Here is a 20480-nt window from a genome sequence, read left to right as displayed (position 1 = left end):
CCGACGCCCCGGAATCGTGAGATGGGCCCTAACGGGCGTCCCCCCATCCGCGCTCTACTCGGGGGGATGCAGGACCTGCGCCCCGAGTTCTTCCGTCGCCTCGACGAACGCCCCGACGCCCTCTTCTACGACGCGCCCCGCTACGAGTCGCACTTCGATGCGGCGGGACGCGGGTTCGTGGCCGACGCCAACGCGACGCTGCTTCGTCCCGGCGACCACCTCCTGGACCTGATGGCGGGCGTCGCGACGCACCTGAACCGCGACGACGCCCACGTGACGGGGTTGGGCCTGAACGCCGACGAGCTGGCGGAGAACCCGCACGTGCACGAGGCGGTCGTGCACGACCTGAACGAACACCCGACGCTGCCGTTCCGCGACGCCGCCTTCGACGCCGTGACGTGCACCGCGGCGGTGCACTACATGACGCGTCCCCTCGCGACGTTCGAGGAGGTCGCCCGACTGGTGCGGCCCGGCGGGCGTTTCGCCGTCGCCTACACCGAACGGTTCTACGACGCCAAGGCGGTCCTCGCGTGGCGCGCCTCCGACGACGCCGCCCACGAGCGCCTGGTGCGCCTCTTCTTCGCGGCGTCCGGCGCCTTCGCGCCGCCCGAGGTGCGGCACTTCGAGAGTCCCGATGGGGGGCGCGTCACCTGGATGGCGGCCCTCCGCCTCGACCCCTGCCACTCCGTCTGAGCCGCCCCCACGGGGTGGGCGCGCCCGGGGCCCGGGGCCCCGGTACACTCGACCGCGTGCCGTCGCCCGCCCCACCGCCCGGTGCCGACGTCCCGCCCGGCTGCGGACCGTCTCCCTCGATCCTGTTCGTGTCCAACGGGCACGGGGAGGACGTCGTGGCGGCGCGGATCGCCGCCGCGGTGCACGCGGTGCGGCCCGACGCGACCCTGCACGCCTTCGCGACGGTCGGGGACGGCGCCGCCTACGACGGCCTCGACGTCCGCCGGCTCGGGCCGGCCCTCCGGGTCCCCAGCGGCGGCTTCACGTTCGAGCACCCCAGCCTCCTCGCGCGCGACCTGCGCGCGGGGCTCGTCTCGACCTCCCTGCATCAGATGCGGGTCCTGCGCGGCCTCGCGGTCGACCGCGTCGTCGCGGTCGGGGACGTGTGGGCGGCCGGGTTGGGCGCGCTCCCGCGCGCCGCGCGACGCCACGCCGTCCAGACCCTCGTCTCGGCCTACACCGAGGCGGGCGGCGCGCGTCTCGGCGTGCGGGCGTTCCGCGACCGCTTCACCGGCCTCGAGCGCGCGCTCCTGGCGCGCGCGTACGCCGCGGTGCACCCCCGGGACGCGGCCAGCGAGGTGCGCCTCCGAGCGGCGGGGCTGCCGGCACGCGCCCTCGGGAACCCCATGATGGACGGCCTCGACGTCGCGCCCGACCCCGACCTCGACGTAGCCGGTGACGCGACCGACGCGCCCGTCGCGCGGGTCGCGTTGCTGCCCGGTACGCGGGGGCAGGCCCCCGACGCACTCGCGCGGATGGTGGAGGCGCTCGTGCGCCTCCCCGACGTCCACGGCGCGGTGGCGTGGGCGGCCGGCCCCTTCCCGGCCCCGCCGACCGGCTGGTCGGTCGACGTTCGCGGCGACGACCGGGTCGTGTGGCGGCGAGGCGACGTGGCGGTCCCCCTCGTCCGCGGTCGCTTCGCGTCGGTCCTCGCCTGGGCCGACCTGGCGCTGGGGACGTCCGGCACCGCGCAGGAGCAGGCCGCCGGGCGGGGCCGGCCCGTCGTGGCGTTCGCGACCGATGCGCGCTACCCCGCGAGCTTCCTCGCGAAGCAGCGACGGCTGTTGGGCGACGCGCTCGAGGTGGTGCCGTCCGCACCGGCCGCCATCGCGGCGGCGGTCGCCGCCCTCGCCCACGACCCGCGCGAGCGGGCGCGGCGGGGCGCGGTGGGGCGCGAACGCATGGGGGCCCCCGGCGGCGCGGCCCGCATCGCCGACGCCGTCGTGAGCGACCTCGCCCCCCCTCGGTCGCCCGGAGGGGCGCACGACGGCGGTCGGGATGCGAGGATTTCCCGGTGAGCGACGCGAGCGAGCGGCCCGACGCCCTGGCGATCCAGGGGGTGACGAAGAGTTTTCAGGATCCGAACCACCCCGCGGTCGACGACCTGTCGTTGCGGATTGCACCGGGCGAGACCGTCGCGCTGCTCGGTCCCTCCGGGTGCGGCAAGACGACGTTGCTGCGGCTGGTCGCCGGCTTCGAAGCGCCGGACGCCGGCCGCATCGCGGTGGCCGGCCGGACGGTGTCGAGCGAGACGACCTTCACGCCGCCCGAGGCCCGCCGGATCGGCTTCGTGTTCCAGGATTACGCGCTGTTTCCGCACCTCGACGTCCAGCAGAACGTCGCGTTCGGGCTGGTGGGGACGTCGCGCCGCGAACGCCGCGAACGGGCGCGGGAGGTCATGGACCTCGTCGGCCTCACGGTCTTCGCGCGCCGCTACCCGGCGCAACTGTCCGGGGGGCAGCAACAGCGCGTCGCCTTGGCGCGGGCGTTGGCGCCCGGGCCCGACCTCGTGCTCCTCGACGAGCCGTTCAGCAACCTCGACGCGGCGTTGCGGGAGGGGACCCGCCAGGAGGTCCGACGGATCCTCGCGCGGAGCGGCGCGACGACGCTGCTGGTGACGCACGACCAGGAGGAGGCGATGGCGTTCGCCGACCGGTTGGTCGTCATGCGGGCCGGACGGCTCGAGCAGGAGGGGGCGCCCGAAGCGACCTATCGACGGCCCCGCACCGCGTTCGTCGCCGGGTTCCTGGGGCGCACGAATCTGGTGCGGGGCATCGCGCAGAACGGGCACGTGACGACCGCGCTCGGCACGGTGCCGCTCGATGCGGCCGCGGAGGGCCAGGTGCTGGTGTCGCTCCGCCCGGAGGACCTCACCGTGACCCCGCGCCCGCGGGAGGCGAATGCGGAGCGCGTGGCGGGCGGGGTCGAGCCCTCGGCCGAGGGCCTGCCGGTGGTGATCACCGAGCGGCAGTACTACGGGCACGACCGCATGCTGCGCTGCTGCGTCGAGGGGGGCGACCCCGAGGGCGAGGGCTGGTACGTGCGGCTCGGGCCCGGCTCCGACCTGCGGCCGGGCGACCCCGCCTGGTTGCGGGCGGACGGCGTCGCGGTCGCCCTCGAGGGGTCGACCGGCTGAGGACCCGCCCCGCGGGCCGCGCGGCGCTCAGCGCGCCGCGCCGCGCGGGAACGGATCGGCCAGCATCTCCGCGAGCCGCGACAACGCCCGGTGGTGCTTCTTCGCGTAGGCCCCCTCGCGGTAGCGCGCGTCGAACAGCGCCTCCGGCGGGGCCGTGCCGTGCGCGCGCAAGCCGACCCCCAGGTCGTACGCCTTGTCGACGAAGTGCACGAAGCGAAGCGCTTCGTTCTGGCCGGCGATCGGCGCGAGGTCGCGCAGCGCGAGCGCGTCGACCCCCGCGAGGACGTCGCGGTAGCGGACCGGGTGGTGGCGCTCGAGGACACCGTGCAGGTCCGCGCCGGTCCCCACCGCGACCGTGCCGTCGGCCGACGCCACGGCGGCGTCGAGGGCGTCCGACGGCGTCCAGCCCCCCTCGCGCCGGCCGGCGCGGTGGTCGGGGCCCTCGAGGCGGACGACCTCGAAGCGGTCGGCGATCCCCTGGATCTCGCGCCGGAAGTCCTGCGCCGCGAACCGGCCCCGCCCCTGCGCCGCCGGATCGGTGTTCGACGTCGTGAGGACGTCGGTGCCGCGCGCGAACGCGCCGCGGAGGAACGTCGCGATGAGGAGGGTGTTGCCGGGGTCGTCGAGTTCGAACTCGTCGAGGCACAACAGCCGGACGTCGGCGAACGCCTCCGCCGCTCCGTCCCGACCGAGGACCCCCAGCACGAACACGAGCTCCTGGAACGACAGGTAGCGCTTCGCCGCCTCGGGAAGCGGGGCGGCGTGCCACGCTGCGGCGAGCAGGTGCGTCTTGCCGACCCCGAACCCGCCGTCGAGGTACAGCCCCGCCCCGCTGCGGCGGCGGCGCCACGGCGCCGACCGGCGGGGCTGGGCGGCGGCCTCGGCGAAGGCCGCGACGCGGTCGCGGGCGGTCGCCTGTGTCGGGTCGCTCGGGGCGTACGAGGCGAAGTCGGTCGTCCCGAACCGGGGGGGTGGGACGAACGACGCGAGCGACGCCCCCCGCGGGGTGGGGGCGGCGAGGTCGGCGACGGCGAGGCGGGTCGGGTCGTGCACGTGGGGATTATCACCCGGGACGCCCGCCCCGGGGCCGCGCGGGGGCGCGTGGTAGCCTCGCGCCGACCCTCGGCGGTCGGGGAAGACCGGTGCGAATCCGGCGCTGTCCCGCAACGGTGTCCCTTCCCGGGAAGCCCGAATGCCGGCCTCCGAGGACGCGTTCCCCTCGCGCGGACGAGGCGGTCGCCCGGGAGGCCTCGCGCCCCCTCGGCGCGCCGGTTCCGCCGCGCGCGAGCCCGAGGAGGCTTCGATGTCGCGCATCGCCCGATCCCGTGCCCACGCCGCACCACGGTCCACGACCGTGGGGTCCCCGACGCTGATCGTCGCCCGTACCGTCGTCCGCACCGTCGTCGCGACGATCGGCGCGCTGGCGCTCCTCGGGGTCGCCGTCGCTCAAGGGCCCGTCGTCGACGACCTGGGCCGCGAGGTCCAGCTCGCGCGGCCCGCCCAGCGGGTCGTGGCGATGGTCCCGACCCACACCGAGAAGGTGTGCGCCGTCGGGGCGTGCGACCGCCTCGTCGGCGTCGATACGTTCAGCAACCACCCGAGCGAGGTCGAGGCGCTGCCCGACCTGGGCAGCGCCTTCGAGGCGGACGTCGAGGCGATCGTCGCGCTCGAGCCGGACCTGGTGTTGACCGACGAGTACAGCGGCCTGCACGAGGCGCTCGCGCCGCTCGGCATCGCGACGTACGTCGGGACCCCGCAGACGGTGGACGAGGTCGCCGAGGTCCTGCGCGAGGTCGGGTCGCTCCTCGGGCGGGAGGCCGCCGCGGAGGCGCAGGTCGACGCGATGCGCGACGCGATCGACGCCGTCGCGGCGCGCGTCGAGGGCGCCGCCCGCCCGCGGGTGTTCGTGGAGCTCGACGCGACGCCCTACACGGTCGGTCCGACGGCGTACCTCGGGACGCTGCTCGAGCTCGCCGGCGGCGCGAACGTCGTGCCGGCCGACCTGGGCGCCTTCCCGCTGGTCGATCCCGAGTTCGTCGTCGACGCCGACCCCGAGGTGATCCTGCTGCTCGACGCGCCGTCCGGCGAGAGCGCCGCCACCCTCGCGGAGCGCCCCGGTTGGGGGGCGATCGACGCCGTCGCGAACGGGGGCGTCGTGCCCCTCACGCAGGCGCAGGTGGACCTCCTCACGCGCGCCGGACCGCGCCTCCCCGAGGCGTTGACGCTCCTCGCGGACCTGCTCGAAGGGTTCCGCCGCTGAACGTCCCGCGCGACGCGGTGCGCACCCCCGGCGGCGGCGCCCGCCGTTGGGCGGTGCGGGGCGGCTCGCTGGCGGCGCTCGCCGGCGTGCTCGTCGCCGCCGTCGGCGTCGGGTCGGTGCCCGTCGCGCCCGGGGACGTGCTCGACGCCCTCCTCCGGGGCGTGGCGGGACGGAGCGAAGGGACCCGCGACGTGATCGTGTGGCAGGTCCGCGCGCCGCGGGTCGCCCTCGCCGCCGTCGTCGGGGCCGCACTCGCGCTGGCCGGCACCGCCTACCAGGCGGTGTTCCGCAACCCGTTGGCGGACCCCTACCTGCTCGGGGCGGCGTCCGGCGCGGGGTTCGGGGCGGCGGTCGCGATGGTGTACGGCGGGACCGTGGGCGTCGCCGGCCTCGCGGCGCTCGGCGTGCCGGGCGCGGCGTTCGTCGTCGCGTTCGCGACGGTCGTGACCGCCGTCCTGCTGGCCCGCCAGGGGGGCCGCCTCCCGATCGTGTCGCTCGTGTTGGCGGGCGTCGTGTTGGGTTCGAGCCTGTCGGCCGCCACGAGTTTCGTGATGCTCACCGACCGCGAGCGGACCGCCGGCGTCCTCGCCTGGCTGCTCGGGAGCTTTTCGTTCGCGGAGTGGCGCGACGTCGCCGTCGTCGGGGTCCTGCTCGCCGTCGCGGCGCCGGCCGGCTTCGCGGCCCGTCGCGCCTTCGACCTGTTGTTGCTGGGCGAGGCGTCGGCGCGACGCTTGGGGTTGCCGGTGACGGCGTTCGTGTGGGCGGTCGTGGGGGTCGCGACGTGGCTGACGTCCGCCGCGGTCGCCGTGGCCGGCGTCATCGGGTTCGTGGGGTTGGTCGTACCGCACGCCGTGCGCCTCGCGGTCGGGCCGGAGCACCGCGACCTCGTGCCGCTGTCGTTGGCGTGGGGCGCGGCGTTCCTCGTGCTGGCCGACCTGGTGGCGCGCACGGTGCTCGCACCCGTCGAGGTGCCGGTCGGGATCGTCACGGCGCTGGTCGGTGGGCCGTTCTTCCTCGTGCTGCTGCGCCGCGGACGGCCGGCGTGACGGGGGGCGCACCGTGAGCCTGGCGTTGCGTGACGTGCGCTTTCGCTACGACGCGGGGCCCGAGGTCCTGCGCGGCGTCGACGTGACGGTCGCGGCCGGCGAACTCGTCGGGCTGATCGGCCCCAACGGCGCCGGAAAATCGACGCTGCTGGACGTCGCCTCCGGCCTCGCTCGGCCCACGGCGGGTCGCGCGACGCTGGACGGTCGACCGATCGCGCGGTACGGCCGGCGGGCGTTGGCGCGCCGCATGGCGGTCGTCCCGCAGCGTCCGGACCTGCCCGAGGCGTTCACCGCCCGCTCGGTCGTCGCGATGGGGCGCACGCCGCACCAGGGCTTCTTCGCGTCCGAGGGGCCGCGCGACGTCGAGGTGGTCGAGGCGGCGCTTCGGCGGACCGATGCGCTGCGCTTCGCCGGCACGCCGGTCGGGTCGCTGTCGGGGGGCGAACGCCAGCGGGTGGTGTTGGCGCGCGCCCTGGCGCAGGAGCCCGCGTGGCTGTTGCTGGACGAACCCACCGCGCACCTGGATCTGCGCTACCAGGCGGACCTGTTGGGGCACGCCGCGACCCTCGCGCACGCCGACGGCTTGGGGGTGCTGGCGGTCCTGCACGACCTGAACCAGGTGGCGCGCTTCGATCGGTTGGTGCTCCTCGACCGGGGGCGCGTCGCGGGCGAAGGGCCCCCCGAACGGATCCTGGATGCGGCGTTGCTGTCGCGCGTCTACCGCACGCCGGTGCGGGTCCTGCCCGGCCCGCCGCCGTTCGTCACGACCGGCTGAGGGCGTCCCCCGCCCCGCCGTCGGGGTCGGGATCGAAGCGTTTCCGCACGTCGATCGCGGTGGTGTAGAACCCGACGAGCGCCTCGGTGGAGGCGCGCCAGTCGTACTTCGTCATCTCCTCGCGGGCCTTGCGCCCCAGGCGTGCGCGGAACACGTCGTCGGTGACGAGGCGACGGAGCTGCTCGGTGAGGTCCCCCAGGTCGCCGGGCGTGAACAGCAACCCGTTCTCCTCGTGCCGGATGACGTCGGGCACGCCGCCGGCGCGCGCCCCGACGGGGGGGACGCCGGACGCCATCGCCTCCATCGCGACGAACCCGAGGGTCTCGGTGTCGCTGGGGAAGGCGAACACGTCGGCGCTGGCGTACGCCTCGGCGAGTGCGTCGCCGGACAGGTAGCCGGTGAAGACCGTCGGGGTGCCCGCGAACTGTTCGCGGAGGTCGGCCTCCGCGGGGCCGGCCCCGACGAGCGCGAGGCGGACGCCGGGGATGGAGGTGACGGGGGCGTACAACCAATCGAGGCGCTTCTCGTACGACAGGCGCCCGACGTACAGCAGCAGCACCTCGTCGGGGTGGCCGTCGGTGAGGCGGTCGCGCATCGCGGCGTCGCGGCGCCCGGGGTGGAACACGTCGGTGTCGACCGCTTTGGGCCACAGGCGGACGCGGCGGATGCCGAGCCCCCGCGCGGAGTTCACCATCGGGGTGCTGGTGCACAGGTTGACGTGCGCCTGGTTGTGGACGTCGCGCAGGAACCGGTCGGAGATCGGCGAGAGGAACGGCAACTTCAGGTGTTTCGCGTACTGCGTGATGTCGGTGTGGTAGCTCGCGAGGAGCGGGAGGCCCCGCTGCCGCGCCAGGAGCGTCCCCCACAAGCCCAGCACGACCGGGTTGACGACGTGCACGACGTCGGGCGCGAAGCGGTCGAGTTCGCGGCCGATGCGGGGGCGGGGGAGCCCGAGGAACAACTCGGGGTACCAGGGCCGGAAGGGGACGCTGGGGACCTTCACCACCCGGTGGCCCGCCACCTCCGGCGGCGGGTCCCCGGGCGCGAACACGAGCGCCTCGTGCCCCATCGCGCGGAGCTGTTCCAGGGTGCGCACGACCCGCGTGACGACCCCGTCGATCTTCGGCAGGAACGTCTCGGTGAAGAGGGCGATGCGCACGGGACCTCCCGACCCTCAGGCGGGTTCGCCGGGCACGCCCGGCTTCTGCTGGTCGGTCCAGGTGCTGGTGCTGGGGATCTTGGACAGGTCGGCGCGGTGGGCGTACTTGCGCGCGACGCTCGTCACCTCGTCCAGCAGGCCCCCCTCGAGGGTCGTGGGGTCGAGCCCCAGGTCAAGGAACAGGTCGTTCTTGACGTGCAGGTCGTTCTCCGCGTCCTCGTTGCGGGGGTTGTCGACGTAGGCGACCTCCGCACCGGTCTGCGCCGCGACGAGTTCGGCGAGGTCACGGACGCGGTGCGTTTCCGTCATCTGGTTGAGGATCTGCACGCGCTCGCCGCGCTCGGGTGGGTTCTCGAGCGCCAGCTCGATGCAGCGGACGGTGTCGCGAATGTGGATGAACGCGCGCGTCTGTCCGCCGGTCCCGTGCACCGTGAGGGGGTAGCCGACCGCCGCCTGCATCAGGAAGCGGTTCAGGACCGTGCCGTAGTCGCCGTCGTAATCGAAGCGGTTCACCAGCCGCTCGTCGAGGTCGGTTTCCTTCGTGTGGGTCCCCCACACGATGCCCTGGTGCAGGTCGGTGATGCGCAGGTGGTCGTTCTTCGCGTAGTAGGCGAAGAACAGTTGGTCCTGCGTCTTCGTCATGTGGTAGATGCTGCCGGGGTTCGGGGGGTAGAGGATCTCCTGGCGGACCTTCTCGCCATCGTCGGTCGTGACCTCGACGGGGAGGTAGCCCTCGGGGATCTTCATGCCGGCGGTCCCGTAGCCGTAGACGCCCATCGTGCCGAGGTGCGCGAGGTGCACGTCGACGCCGGACTCGGTGATCGCGGCGAGGACGTTGTGCGTCGCGTTGAGGTTGTTGTCGACCGTGTAGCGCTTGTGGGCGCTGGACTTCATCGAGTACGGCGCGGCGCGCTGTTCGGCGAAGTGCACGATCGCGTCGGGGCGTTCCTCCTCGATGAGGGTCAGGAGGCGGTGGTAGTGCCGCGCGACGTCGAGGCGTTCGAAGCGGATCTCCTGCCCCGTCGTCTCCTTCCACGCCTGCAGGCGCGTCCCGAGGTACTGGATGGGGGTGAGGCTGCCCGCCTCGAGTTCGTTGTCGATGTTGCGTCGACTGAGGTTGTCGATGATGACGACCTCGTGCCCGAGGGCGGAGAGGTGCAGGCTGGTGGGCCAGCCGCAGAAGCCGTCGCCGCCGAGAATGAAGACCTTCATGCGTACCTCCGGTTCGAGAGCGGACCGCGTGTGCGTCGCCGCAGGCTACCACTCCGCCCGGGCCGGCCGGGCCGCGCCCGCCGCAGCGGACGCCTCAACGACGGTCGTTGCGGACCGCGGACGGGGTGGGGCGCAGGCGCCGCCGCCACGCCCGCCAGCGGCGTTGCAGCCAGCGCCGGCGGTAGGGGTCGGCGCCCGCCCGCCACTCGCCGCTCTTGAGCAGCGACGCGATCACGACGGCGGCGATGAAGAAGGGGTGCAGCGCCGCCCACGCCACCAGCCCGGGCCCCACCAGGTCGCGACGCCCCACCTGCAGCGCGCCGAGCCCCACCCCGAACGTCATCAGCGCGATCTCCGCGCCCCACAACCCGAGCGTCCAGGGCGCCAGCGATGGAACGAACGGGGTGGCGAGGACGGCGCCGGCCAGCGCGATCGATTGGAAGCCCAGCAGGCCGATCGACGCCAGGAAGCCCGGGTGGTAGTGCATCGGGTGGTGGTAGCGCGACACCCACCGGCGGCGCTGCCGGAACAGCGCGCCCCAGCTCGCGATCGGGTGCGTCAGGACCCGCGTGGCGGGGGTCGCGGCGAAGACGATGCGGCTGCCCGGGAGGCGCCCGAGGCGTTGCGTGAGGAGGTCCTCGTCGCCGCTTGGGGCCCGCCCGATCGCGCCGAACCCGCCGGCCGCCTCGAAGGCGCTGCGTCGGTACGCCTGGTTGTTGGCGCTGGAGGCGAACTTCCAGCCGAACCGCGTGAGCGAGCGCGACACCGTCATCAGCGACGACCAGTCGATCGTCTCGAAGCGATGCAGGAACGACCCCACCCGGTGCGCGCGGGTGGTTTCGACGTACCCGACGACCATCACGACGTCGTCGGCGAAGTGGCCGACCATGCCCTCGAGCCACCCGTCGGGGTAGCGGCAGTCGGCGTCGCTGGTCACGATGATCTCGCCGGTCGACGCGGCGATGCCGTGCGCGACGGCGTTGACCTTCGGGGCGAGCCGTCGGTCGGGTTCGTGCACCTGGACCAGGCGGATGCGGGGGTCGTGCACCTGGGCGTCGCGGACGATCCGTGCGGTGGCGTCGCGGCTGCGGTCGTCGACGATGACGAACTCCGCGTCGCCGGGGTACGTCTGCGCCGACAACGACGCGAGCGTCCCGGGGAGGCTCGCCTCCTCGTCGTGGGCGGGGATCACGACGGAGACCGACGCCGTCGACTCCGTCCGGGCGGCGGGGTCGCGCCGGAACAGCCCGAGGATCACGAGGACCATCAGACCCACGTAGGGCAGGGCGAGCGCGTACGGGAGCACGATGAGGAAGGTCGTCACGACGGCGCCTCCGAACGGCGCGACGCTACCACGCCCGGTCGCGTCGCCGCCGCCGCCGGGGGCGCGACGCCACCGGGGTAGCCTCCCCCCATGCCTTCACGCTCCGGGCCGCCCGGCGACCACGCGACGTTCCACGCCTGGTTGCGGACGCTGGAGGGTGGCGCGGAGCGCCTCGCGGTCGACGCCTTCCTGCCGGGCGCCGGCGGCGTCCGCGACGCGGTGCCGGACGTGCCGTGGCGCGACCTCGCCGAGGCGCTCGGCGTGACGCCCTGGCGGCACCAGGCGGAGGCGTGGCGGCGGGCGGCGGCCGGCGACGACGTCGTCGCGGCCACCCCCACGGCGTCGGGCAAGTCGTTGACCTACCAACTGCCGCTCCTGGACGCCGCCCGCAGCGACGGAACGGCGCTCGCGTTGTTCCCCACGAAGGCGCTCGCCGAGGACCAGCTCGCGGCGTTGCGCGACGCCGCTTCGCGGGCCGGCCTGGCGGACGTCGCGGCGCGGATCGCGCGCTACGACGGCGACACCCCCCGGGAGGCGCGGGCGGGGGTGCGCGACGGCGCCGACGTGCTGCTGACGAACCCCGACATGCTGCACCTCGCCGTCCTGGCGTTCCATCCCGCCTGGGCGCCGTTCCTGGCGCGCCTGCGGTGGGTCGTCGTCGACGAACTGCACGTCTACCGGGGGGTGCTCGGGAGCCACGTCGGCAACGTCCTGCGGCGGTTGCTGCGCCTGGCGGCGCAGTACGGCGCGGCGCCCCGCCTGCTGACCGCCAGCGCGACCGTCGCGAACCCGGGCGAGCTGTTCACGGCGTTGACGGGACGGCGGGCGTCGGTCGTCACGGCGGACGACGCGCCGCGCGCCCCGCGTGAGGTGGCGTTCTGGGTGCCGCCGGAGCGGCCCGGGGAGGACGCGCGCCGCCGCAGTCCCGTCGCGGAGGCCGCCGACCTGGCGGTCGCCTTCGCCCGGGCCGACGTCAAGAGCCTGTTCTTCTGCAACAGCCGCCGGGCGGCGGAACGCCTCGCAAGCCTCGCGCACGCCCGCCTGGGGGAGGCCGACGCGTGGCGCGTCGACGCCTACCGCGCGGGCTACGACGCCGACGAGCGACGCCGCATCGAGGCCGCCTTCAAGGGGGGCGAGGTGACGGTGCTCGCCGCGACCAGCGCCCTCGAACTCGGCGTGGACGTCGGGGGGGTGGACGCCGTCGCGATGGTCGGCTACCCCGGCTCGTCGATGTCGTTCTGGCAGCGTGCGGGGCGGGCGGGCCGCGCCGGCGGTCGGGCCCTCACGGTGCTCGTGCCCGGCAACGATCCGCTCGATGATCACTACCTCACGCATCCCGATGCGTTGCTCGACGGCTCCGTGGAGGCGGCGGTCGCCGACGCCCACAACGAGGTGGTGCACGCCGCCCACCTGCCCTGCGCCGCGGCGGAACGGCCGGTCGCGCCGGACGAGGCGTGGCTGGCGCCCGACCTCGACCTGGCGACGGTCGACGGCCTTCGCGAGGGGGACGACGGGCGCTTCCACGCGCGCGGGTGGTTCCCGCACCGGCGGGTCGCGTTGCGCGGGGAGGCGGGTGGGAAGGTCCGCCTCGTCGCCGCGCCCGACGGGCGGTCGCTCGGCAGCGTCGACGTCGGTCGGGCGGTGCGGGAGCTGCACGAGGGGGCGGTGCACCTGCACCGCGGGGACGCCTACCTGGTCGTGGAGCTCGATCTCGAGGCGCGCCGCGCGACGTTGCTGCCGCACCTCGAGGATTGGTTCACGTCGGTGCGGAGCGAGACCCGCATCGATCCGCTCGATGCGGGGGGGCGCGGCGACCCCGACCTGGCGGCGGCGTTGGCGTTGCCGGCGGGCCTTCGGGTGGGACGCGTCCGCGTCTCGGAGGTGGTGCACGGCTACGTTCGCAAGCGGGCGCGGACCGGCGCGGTGCTGGAGGAACGCCCCCTCGACCTGCCGCCCGCGCAGTTCGATACGCAGGCGGTGTGGATCGAGTACGCCGCGATCCAGGCGACCGGCGCGGTCGCGCCGGCGCGGTTTCCGTCGGCGATGCACGCGCTCGAGCACACGATGATCGGGTTGTTGCCGGCGTTCGTCCTGTGCGAACGCGCCGACGTCGGGGGCGTCTCCTACCCCCTCCATCCCGACCTGGGGATCCCGGCGTTGTTCGTGTACGACGGCGCGCCGGGCGGCGTCGGGTACGCCGCGGCGGGCGCGCACCAGTGGCGTCGCTGGATCGGGGCGGCCCGCGACCGCCTCCGCAGCTGTCCGTGCACGGCGGGATGTCCGCGGTGCGTGTTGTCCCCGAAGTGCGGCAACGGCAACCAGTACCTCGACAAGGACGCCGCCGCCGACCTCGCGGACGCGACGCTGGAGGCGCTCGAGGCGGGCGCGACGAGCGCCGTCCTGGACGCCTGAGCCGCGCCCGACCGCCGGCCCGCGCGGCGGTGGGGCGCGACGGACGCCGTGCTACCCTTCCGCCGTGCGCGTCGGTTTCGTTCGTTCCCTGCTCTGGCATCGCTACGGCCCCTTCTGGGCGCGGTTGCTCGCCGCCGCCGACGCCGACGTGGTCGACGCCGAACCCGACGCCGTCGCGGCGGCGTGGGTGGACCCGCGCGTCGCGGAGGTCCCCGGTCTCGCCTTCCGGCGGGCGGCGGCGGAGGCGCTCGCCCTGTCCGGCGCCGACCTGCTGGTGGTGCCGTCGGTCAACGCCGGCTACGAGGGGGCGCGCGGGGGGGCGCAGGACCCGTTCGTCGCCGACCTGCCGGGCGCCCTCGCGCAGATCCTGCCGGGCCTCCCGCCGCTGGTGGCGGTCCCCACCGACCTCGATGCGGACGCCGTGGAGACGACCGCCATCTCGCTCCTCGGGCGGGTGAACCCGTCCGCGGGGCTCGTGCGTCGCGCGTGGCAGACGCACCGCGCCGACGCGCACCCGCCCCCCGCGCCGGGCCTGCCCGGACCGCGCGACGGCGCGCGGGCGGCGGTCGGTTGGGTCGGGCAGCCCTGGCACCACGCGCCGACCGATGCGCGGGTGGCGCCCGGTGTGCGGACCGAGGCGGGGGAGCGGGTGTTGGCGATGTACGCCCTTCCCCCCGCGGAGCTGCGGGCGGAGGGGTGGCGGGTCGATCCGAAGCTCGCCCCGAGCGACGCCGAGGTGCTCGGGGCGGTGCGGCGTCTCGCCCGCCGGCCCGACGTCGCGCGGTTCGTGGTGGAGGTCGACCCGACGTCCGGCGCCGACGCGTGGCTCGCGCGGAAGGTCCGGTCGCTCGCGCGGCGGGACGTCGAGGAGGTCGCGGTCACCGACCGCTTCACGCCCGAGGCCGCCGCGGCGGAGGCGGGCGCCGTCGAGGCGGAGGGCTGAGCGTGCCGTGGGTCGTCGCGGCGTTCGCGATCGCCTACGCCGGCGTGTCGACGTTCGGGGCGTGGACGTTGGTGCACCGCGCGCGGGCGTTGGCGTGGACGCATCTCGCGGCTGCGGCGCTGTTGATGGTCGGCGCGGTCGCCGTCGCGTACGAGCTTCGCTCGGGCGTCGCGTGGCTGGGGGCGGGCGCCGCGCTGGCGTCCGGCGTGTCGTGGTGGACCGCCCGGTCGTTGGCGACGCGGGTGGTGGCGCGCAACCACGTCGCGCGCGCGGCGTACGGCGCGGCGGTGGCGTTCGGGGCGTGGCTCGTCACCGCCTGACCCGGCCCGCCGTCCGGTACGGACCTTCGCTTCGGGCCCGGCCGAGGCCGGGCCCGCGGGCCGTGCCGTGACCGGGACGCGCGGGGCGCCCGGTCGGGCGTCGCCTCAGAAGGCGGCGCGGCCGGTGAGGGCCCGCCCGAGGATGAGGGTGTGGACGGCGTCGGCGCCCTCGTAGGTGGAGACCGTCTCGAGGTTGCTCATGTGCCGCATCGCGCCGTACTCGGTCGTGATGCCGTTCCCGCCGAGCAGGTCGCGGGCGTGCCGGGCGGCCTGCAGGGCGGCGCGGACGTTGTCGCGTTTCGCCATGCTGATCTGCGTCGGGGTGACGGCGCCGTCGTCCTTGAGGCGGCCGAGACGGTGGGCGAGGAGGCTGCCCTTCGTGAGCTCGCTCCACATGTCGGCGAGCTTGGCCTGCACCAGCTGTTTGCCGGTGAGGGGCTCCCCGAACGCCGGTCGCTCCTCGAGGTAGCGCATGGCCTCGTCGAGGGTCGCGAAGCCCGCACCGAGGACGCCGAAGGCGATGCCGAACCGCGCTTGGCTGAGGCACGAGAGGGCGCCCTTCAACCCGACGACGTCGAGGCGGTTCGCGTCGGGGACGGCGACGTCGTCGAGGTGGAGTTCGCTGGTCACGGAGAGGCGCATCGACGCTTTGGTCTTGATGTCCTCGGCGTGGAAGCCCTCGCGGTCGGTCTCGACGACGAAGCCGAGGACGCGGCCGGAGTCCTCGTCGCGGGCCCAGACGATGGCGACGTCGGCGCGGGTGCCGCTGGTGATCCAGCGCTTCGTGCCGCGGATCACCCAGTCGTCGCCGACGCGTCGGCAACGCGTCGTCATGGCGCCCGGGTCGCTGCCGGCGTCCGGTTCGGTGAGGCCGAAACAGCCGATCGCTTCGCCGGTCGCGAGGCGCGGCAACCAGGCCTTCTTGAGCGCCTCGGAGCCGTACGTGAGGATGGGCCACATCACGAGGCTCGACTGGACGCTGACGAAGCTGCGGAGGCCGCTGTCGGCCGCCTCCACCTCGCGGTTGACGAGGCCGTAGGCGGTGGCGCTGGCGCCGGCGCCGCCGTACGCCTCGGGGATCGCGACGCCCAGCATCCCCATCTCCCCGAAGGCGCGGGGGAGGTGCTCGGGGAAGACGCCGTCGCGCCACCACTCGCCGGCGTGCGGCGCGAGTTCGCTCTGAACGTACTCGCGGACCGCGTCGCGGATCATGCGTTCCTCGGGGGTGTAGAGCGCGTCGAGGTCGAAGGCGTCCTCCACCTCGCGGCGCGTCATGGGCGGCGCGGCGGGGGGCGTGGAGGTCGGCGCGGCGGTCGGTGCGGACGCGGCCGGCTGGGGGGTCGCGGGCGGGTCGGCGGTCGTGTCGCTCATGCGGATCCTCCGGGTGTCGCGCGGCGGCGTGCGCCGCGGGGGGTCGGCCTCATTCGCCGAACAGCTTCTTGAGGGCGTCGGCGCCCCCGCCTGAACGAACGACGGCGTAGCGTCCACCGCCGCGCGTTTCGGCGCGGCCGGCGGCGACGAGGTCGGCGAGCGCGGCGTCGATCGTGTCGACCGCCAGCTCCTCCCCGTGGCGTTCGTCGATCCAGCGTTGCACCTCGCGAACGTCGGCACCGCGGCCGCCGGCACGGTCCAGCGCCTCGAACACCCAATCGTCGACCGTCATGCCCGAGTCTACTCTCCCGGCGCGTCGCGCGCGACGGTGCCGGCGGCCGGGTCGCGGCCCGGCTTGCGGTACGCCTCGCGCGTGCCCCCGCCGGCGGTCGACCAGGGCGGCGTGGGGTCCATCTCGATGGCGTTGACGGGGCAGGCGCTGACGCAGGCGTCGCAGCCCACGCACGCCGAGGGTTCGAGCCACAGGGCGCCGCCACCGTCGTCGTCGAACGTCCGCGAGAACGCGCCGGTGGGGCAGACGCGGGTGCAGACGGGGCACAGGATGCAGGCGTCGTCGACGACGGGGAGCGGCCAGGGGACGGGGTCGTCGGGCGCGAGGTCGGCGAGCTCGAGGGCGCGCCAGCGGCGCGCCGCCTCGAGCGGCATTTCGCCCTCCTGCCCTCCGGGGTCGAGGGGGGCGAGGACCTCCGAAGCGCCGCTCGCGAGGCCCCGCCAACCGCCGCGCAGCAGGGCGCGCCGGCTGACGCGTTCCTGCGTTTCTTCGTCGTCGAGGCTCTCGCGCTGCTCGACGCGGATCTCCCCCTCTCCGCCGCGTAGCGTGAGGAGCGCGCGGGCGTCGTCCGCGACGGCGTGGATCGCGTCGAGGACCGCCTGCCCGCCGATGGGGCAGGTGGCGCAGTCGCCGTGCGCGAGGATCAACGTCGACCGCCCGCGGAGGAGTCGGTGCAGGTCGGTGGGTTGCAAGCGACCGAGGCAGTGCACGGTCTGCGCGTCGCCGTCGACCTCGGAGCACTTGACGGGCCGGCCGGGGTCGTAGCGGACCTTCGGTTCCAGCGCGCCCGAGGGGCAGGCTTGGACGCATAGCCCGCATCCGCTGCAGTCGACCTCGTCGATCTCGACGCCGCGTCCGCGGACGGTGACGGCGTCGTGCGGACAGACGTCGGCGCAGCGGGTGCAGGCGGCGGGGGACTGCCGCACGGCGAGGCAGCGGTTGCTGGCGTAGTCGGGGCGGACGTCGGCCAGACGGCTGGCGAACTTCAGGAGATCGTCCACGGTCCGACCTCCTTCCGGGGGGTGCACGCCGGGCGGGGCCGGCGGGTCAGAAGCCGTACACCTCGTGGCGTTCGGGGCTGAGCTTCGTGTCGTAGCCGGTCGCTTCGAGGTAGGCGTCGAGCGTCTCGAAGTCGATCTGCTGTTTCTGGTCGGACAGGGCGACGGCGGGGTTGGGGTGCACCTCGAGCATGATGCCGTCGGCACCGACCGCGAGCGCGGCCTTCGTCAGCGGCGTCAGCAGGTCGCGGCGACCGCCGGAGTGCGTCACGTCGACGACGACGGGGAGGTGCGTCTCCTGCTTCGCGAGCGCGACGGCGGACAGGTCGAGGGTGTTGCGGGTGCTGGGTTCGTACGTGCGGATGCCGCGCTCGCACAGGACGACGTTCGTGTTGCCCTCGTGCAGCAGGTACTCCGCGGCCATGACCCACTCCTGGATCGTCGCGGACAGCCCGCGCTTGAGCAGGACCGGCGTGCGGGATTGACCGACCGCCTTGAGGAGGGTGAAGTTCTGCATGTTGCGCGCGCCGATCTGCAGCATGTCGACGTGCGTCTCGAAGGCGGGGAGGTCGCGCGCGTCCATGATCTCGGCGACGAAGCCCATGCCGTGCGCGTCGGCTGCGGCGCGGCCGAGTTCGAGCCCTTCGACGCCGAGCCCCTGGAAGGAGTAGGGGTCGGTGCGGGGCTTGTAGGCGCCGCCGCGCAACAGCGGGACGCCGACGGAGGCGAGCTTGTCGGCGGTGGCGCCGACCTGCTCGCGCGACTCGATGGCGCACGGGCCGGCGATCAGGACGGGGGCGTGCTCGCCCCCGATCGGCACGTCGCGGACGCGGACGACGGTGTCCTGGCCGTCGCTGCGGCGGGAGGTCAGGTAGCTCTTCTTGTCCGCCTCGTTCTCGAGGTGCATCGACGCCTGGAAGATCTGTTTGAAGAGGCTCTTCACCGTCGCGTCGTCGAACGGCCCCGCGTTGGCGGCGGTCAACGCCTCGAGCATCTCCGCTTCGCGCACGGGGTCGTAGTGCGAGGCCCCGGCCTGCGTCTGGAGTTCGCCGATCGCCTCGGCGATGGCGGCGCGCTCCGAGAGCTTCTCGAGGAGCTCGAGGTTCAGCGCGTCGATCTGCTTACGAAGGTCTCGGATCTTCGGTTCCATGGCGTTCCTTTCGTTGCGACACGCGCACGACGAGGATGGTGAGTTCGTAGAGCAGTACCAGCGGTCCGGCGACGAGGGCGAAGTTGAAGGGGTCGGCGGTCGGCGTGATGACGGCGGCCAGCACGAGCCCGATCACGATCGCCCAGCGGCGGCGTTTGCGCATCGGCTCCGCGCGCAGCATACCGAGGCGGGCGAGCAGGTACCCGAGGACCGGCATTTCGAACATCACGCCGAAGACCCCCATCAGGGTCAGGAGGGCGGAGATGTAGCGCCCGATCGACAGCAGGCCCTGCGCCTCGTCGCCGAGGAAGCCGAGCAGGATGGGGATCGTGAAGGGCAGGACGACGTAGTACGCGAAGGCGACGCCGGTCGCGAAGGCGAGGGCGGTGAACAGGATGAACGGCACCGCGTAGCGACGTTCCTCGGGGTAGAGGCCGGGGGCGATGAACGCCCAGATCTGGCTGACGATGACGGGCGAGGCGATGACGACGCCGGCGAACGAGGCGATCTGCATGCTGACGACGAACGGCTCGAGGATGCTGAAGTAGTTCAGCGACATCGCGTCGGGCAGGGGGGCCTGCAGCCACGCCAGCAGCTGGAAGCGGATGGCGAACGCGGCGCCGGCCGCCACGACCCACGCGCCGAGCGCGACGAAGAGCCGGTTGCGCAGCTCGGCGAAGTGGTCGATGAGGGACATGGCCATGATCGGTCGGTCCTAGGCGGCGCGGCGTCGCGCCCCGCGGAGGCGGAGCGCGACGCCGTTCACGCGTCGGCGGGAGGCCCGCTCAGGCGTCGCGGGCCTTCTCGTCCTGCGTGGTCTCGTCCCGTGCGGTCTCGTCCCGCGTGCCGTCGTCCTGCGCGGCGTCGTCGGTCGCGGGCGCCGCGTCCTCGGCGGCGGCCGGTTCGGCCGGCGTTTCGGGGGCGGCGTCCGCGGCGGTGGACGCGTCGGGGGGTGCGGCGGTGGCCGCCGGGGTGGGGGCCGGCGCGGGGGCGCCCTGCGTGGGTGGGGGTGGGGCCTGGCCCGCCTGGGCGGCGGCGGCCTGCGTCTGCGATGCGGCGTTGGGGGCGGCGGTGGGCGGCGCGTCGTCGCCCTTTTCGCCCTCCTCGAAGTCGTTGCGGATGTCGCGGATGCCTTTGCGGAACTCGCGGACCGACTGGCCGAGGCCCTTGGCCATCTCCGGCAGCCGGCGCGGGCCGAAGATCAGCAGGACGACGACGAGGATGATGAGCAGTTCCCAAACGCCGAGTGGACCGATGCGCATGCGATGACCTCCTGAGGCGGACTCTACCACCCGCGTGCGGGACGTTCGGCCGTCCGTTCGACGCCGCCGGCGGGTGGGGTGGACGGCCGTCGGAGGCGGCTCCGGCGCGCGTTGACAGGCCGAAAAGAGGCGTGCTAGATTTTCACTTCGGACGCGCAGCAGCGCGCGGTTTCGCCCGCGAGGAGGATGCCACCCTAGCTCAACTGGTAGAGCATCCGACTTGTAATCGGAAGGTTGTCGGTTCGATTCCGATGGGTGGCTCCACGACGTCGTTCGCGCTTCCGCGGTTCCGGGCGCATGGGTAGGTGCCCGAGTGGTTAAAGGGGACGGACTGTAAATCCGTTGGCTTCGGCCTACGCTGGTTCGAATCCAGCCCTGCCCACCACGCCAGGAACCGGCCGCACCGTGCGCGGTGCGGTTCGACCCGGGTCCGAGGTTCCGGCCTCGTCCCGTGCGGGAGTAGCTCAGTTGGTAGAGCGTCAGCTTCCCAAGCTGAATGTCGCGGGTTCGAATCCCGTCTCCCGCTCCAGGTTCGTCGGCCCTCCGAGGCCGCCGATCCCTGCCCGGGTCCCGGTAGGCTCGTGTAGCTCAGCGGTAGAGCACTCCCTTGGTAAGGGAGAGGTCGACGGTTCAAGTCCGTCCACGAGCTCCACTTTCCGGCCCCAGGAATCCACCTCCCCGCCGACCGGCGTGGGGGTGATGTGCGCCGCACCGGCCCCACATCCCCCGGGCGGCGACGACGAAAGGACGCTGTCATGGCGAAGGAAACGTTCGAGCGTACGAAGCCGCATGTGAATGTTGGGACGAT

Annotated in this window: 19 protein-coding genes, 4 tRNA genes and 1 riboswitch; of the genes, 13 read left to right on the top strand and 10 right to left on the bottom strand. The window is 74.2% G+C overall.

The features are described from left to right. Positions 1–66 precede the first annotated feature (66 nt). Genes RI554_02980 through RI554_02970 form a run of 3 tightly spaced genes read left to right on the top strand, consistent with a single transcriptional unit; the run spans position 67 to position 3148 of the window. Positions 67–693: a methyltransferase domain-containing protein gene (locus RI554_02980; GenBank protein ID MDR9390971.1), complete on the top strand. Its 627-nt coding sequence runs from the start codon at positions 67–69 to the stop codon at positions 691–693. Between the two features lie 56 nt (positions 694–749). Then, on the top strand, positions 750–2030 hold the full coding sequence (locus tag RI554_02975; protein MDR9390970.1) for a lipid-A-disaccharide synthase-related protein: 1281 nt from the start codon (positions 750–752) through the stop codon (positions 2028–2030). After that, the gene (locus tag RI554_02970; protein ID MDR9390969.1) at positions 2027–3148 is read left to right on the top strand and encodes an ABC transporter ATP-binding protein; all 1122 of its coding nucleotides are present in this window, start codon (positions 2027–2029) and stop codon (positions 3146–3148) included. Before RI554_02975 ends, RI554_02970 begins: the two co-directional genes overlap by 4 nt. A gap of 27 nt (positions 3149–3175) precedes the next feature. Here RI554_02970 and zapE read toward each other — a convergent pair whose 3' ends face one another. Continuing rightward, positions 3176–4201: a cell division protein ZapE gene (gene zapE, locus RI554_02965; protein ID MDR9390968.1), complete on the bottom strand. Its 1026-nt coding sequence runs from the start codon at positions 4199–4201 to the stop codon at positions 3176–3178. 79 nt (positions 4202–4280) lie between these two features. Beyond that, positions 4281–4345, top strand: a riboswitch (cobalamin riboswitch). Between the two features lie 157 nt (positions 4346–4502). Between zapE and RI554_02960 the strand changes: the two genes are divergently transcribed. Genes RI554_02960 through RI554_02950 form a run of 3 tightly spaced genes read left to right on the top strand, consistent with a single transcriptional unit; the run spans position 4503 to position 7229 of the window. Further along, positions 4503–5408: an ABC transporter substrate-binding protein gene (locus RI554_02960; protein ID MDR9390967.1), complete on the top strand. Its 906-nt coding sequence runs from the start codon at positions 4503–4505 to the stop codon at positions 5406–5408. Between the two features lie 17 nt (positions 5409–5425). Then, positions 5426–6454, top strand: coding sequence for an iron ABC transporter permease (locus RI554_02955; GenBank protein ID MDR9390966.1), 1029 nt, complete (start codon positions 5426–5428; stop codon positions 6452–6454). Positions 6455–6467: 13 nt separating this feature from the next. Further along, the gene (locus RI554_02950; GenBank protein ID MDR9390965.1) at positions 6468–7229 is read left to right on the top strand and encodes an ABC transporter ATP-binding protein; all 762 of its coding nucleotides are present in this window, start codon (positions 6468–6470) and stop codon (positions 7227–7229) included. On the opposite strand, the gene RI554_02945 is transcribed toward RI554_02950, so the two are convergent. The 3 genes from RI554_02945 to RI554_02935 form a co-directional block, all read right to left on the bottom strand. Beyond that, complete coding sequence (locus tag RI554_02945; protein ID MDR9390964.1) at positions 7216–8388, bottom strand: glycosyltransferase family 1 protein; 1173 nt, start codon at positions 8386–8388, stop codon at positions 7216–7218. The two genes, RI554_02950 and RI554_02945, sit on opposite strands and share 14 nt — an antisense overlap. A 15-nt stretch (positions 8389–8403) precedes the next feature. Continuing rightward, entirely contained in the window at positions 8404–9600 is a 1197-nt protein-coding gene (locus RI554_02940) for an NAD-dependent epimerase/dehydratase family protein (protein ID MDR9390963.1), read from the bottom strand. Between the two features lie 94 nt (positions 9601–9694). After that, on the bottom strand, positions 9695–10924 hold the full coding sequence (locus tag RI554_02935) for a glycosyltransferase (protein ID MDR9390962.1): 1230 nt from the start codon (positions 10922–10924) through the stop codon (positions 9695–9697). 90 nt (positions 10925–11014) lie between these two features. Here RI554_02935 and RI554_02930 point away from each other — a divergent pair, with 90 nt between their 5' ends. The 3 genes from RI554_02930 to RI554_02920 all read left to right on the top strand — a co-directional run bounded on the left by RI554_02930 (position 11015) and on the right by RI554_02920 (position 14599). Next, positions 11015–13336 (top strand): DEAD/DEAH box helicase, encoded by a 2322-nt coding sequence (locus RI554_02930; GenBank protein MDR9390961.1) that lies wholly within the window; start codon positions 11015–11017, stop codon positions 13334–13336. Positions 13337–13400: 64 nt separating this feature from the next. After that, positions 13401–14279 carry a hypothetical protein gene (locus RI554_02925; GenBank protein ID MDR9390960.1) on the top strand — a complete coding sequence of 293 codons (879 nt, stop codon included), beginning with the start codon at positions 13401–13403 and terminating at the stop codon, positions 14277–14279. A 2-nt stretch (positions 14280–14281) separates the two neighbouring features. After that, positions 14282–14599, top strand: coding sequence for a hypothetical protein (locus tag RI554_02920; GenBank protein ID MDR9390959.1), 318 nt, complete (start codon positions 14282–14284; stop codon positions 14597–14599). Positions 14600–14704: 105 nt separating this feature from the next. Here RI554_02920 and RI554_02915 read toward each other — a convergent pair whose 3' ends face one another. The 6 genes from RI554_02915 to RI554_02890 all read right to left on the bottom strand — a co-directional run bounded on the left by RI554_02915 (position 14705) and on the right by RI554_02890 (position 19672). After that, a complete protein-coding gene (locus RI554_02915) occupies positions 14705–15970 on the bottom strand; it encodes an acyl-CoA dehydrogenase family protein (protein ID MDR9390958.1) in 1266 nt (421 codons plus the stop codon). 49 nt (positions 15971–16019) lie between these two features. Then, positions 16020–16262, bottom strand: coding sequence for a hypothetical protein (locus RI554_02910; protein MDR9390957.1), 243 nt, complete (start codon positions 16260–16262; stop codon positions 16020–16022). An 8-nt stretch (positions 16263–16270) separates the two neighbouring features. Further along, the gene (locus RI554_02905) at positions 16271–17263 is read right to left on the bottom strand and encodes a 4Fe-4S binding protein (GenBank protein ID MDR9390956.1); all 993 of its coding nucleotides are present in this window, start codon (positions 17261–17263) and stop codon (positions 16271–16273) included. Between the two features lie 46 nt (positions 17264–17309). Further along, positions 17310–18410, bottom strand: a complete 1101-nt coding sequence (locus RI554_02900; protein ID MDR9390955.1) for a bifunctional 3-deoxy-7-phosphoheptulonate synthase/chorismate mutase — start codon at positions 18408–18410, stop codon at positions 17310–17312. Beyond that, complete coding sequence (gene tatC, locus RI554_02895) at positions 18382–19113, bottom strand: twin-arginine translocase subunit TatC (protein ID MDR9390954.1); 732 nt, start codon at positions 19111–19113, stop codon at positions 18382–18384. Before tatC ends, RI554_02900 begins: the two co-directional genes overlap by 29 nt. Before the next feature lie 82 nt (positions 19114–19195). Then, positions 19196–19672 carry a twin-arginine translocase TatA/TatE family subunit gene (locus RI554_02890; protein MDR9390953.1) on the bottom strand — a complete coding sequence of 159 codons (477 nt, stop codon included), beginning with the start codon at positions 19670–19672 and terminating at the stop codon, positions 19196–19198. 188 nt (positions 19673–19860) lie between these two features. On the opposite strand from RI554_02890, the gene RI554_02885 reads away from it, so the two are divergent. The 4 genes from RI554_02885 to RI554_02870 all read left to right on the top strand — a co-directional run bounded on the left by RI554_02885 (position 19861) and on the right by RI554_02870 (position 20324). Further along, positions 19861–19936, top strand: a tRNA-Thr gene (locus RI554_02885). Positions 19937–19971: 35 nt separating this feature from the next. After that, positions 19972–20057, top strand: a tRNA-Tyr gene (locus RI554_02880). A gap of 68 nt (positions 20058–20125) precedes the next feature. Next, positions 20126–20201: transfer RNA gene (locus tag RI554_02875), tRNA-Gly, on the top strand. Between the two features lie 48 nt (positions 20202–20249). Then, a tRNA-Thr gene (locus RI554_02870) sits at positions 20250–20324 on the top strand. The last annotated feature ends 156 nt before the right edge of the window (positions 20325–20480 follow it).

The sequence above is a fragment of the Trueperaceae bacterium genome (genome assembly GCA_031581195.1).
Classification (GTDB): domain Bacteria; phylum Deinococcota; class Deinococci; order Deinococcales; family Trueperaceae; genus SLSQ01.
This window is presented reverse-complemented; position numbering and strand designations above follow the sequence as displayed.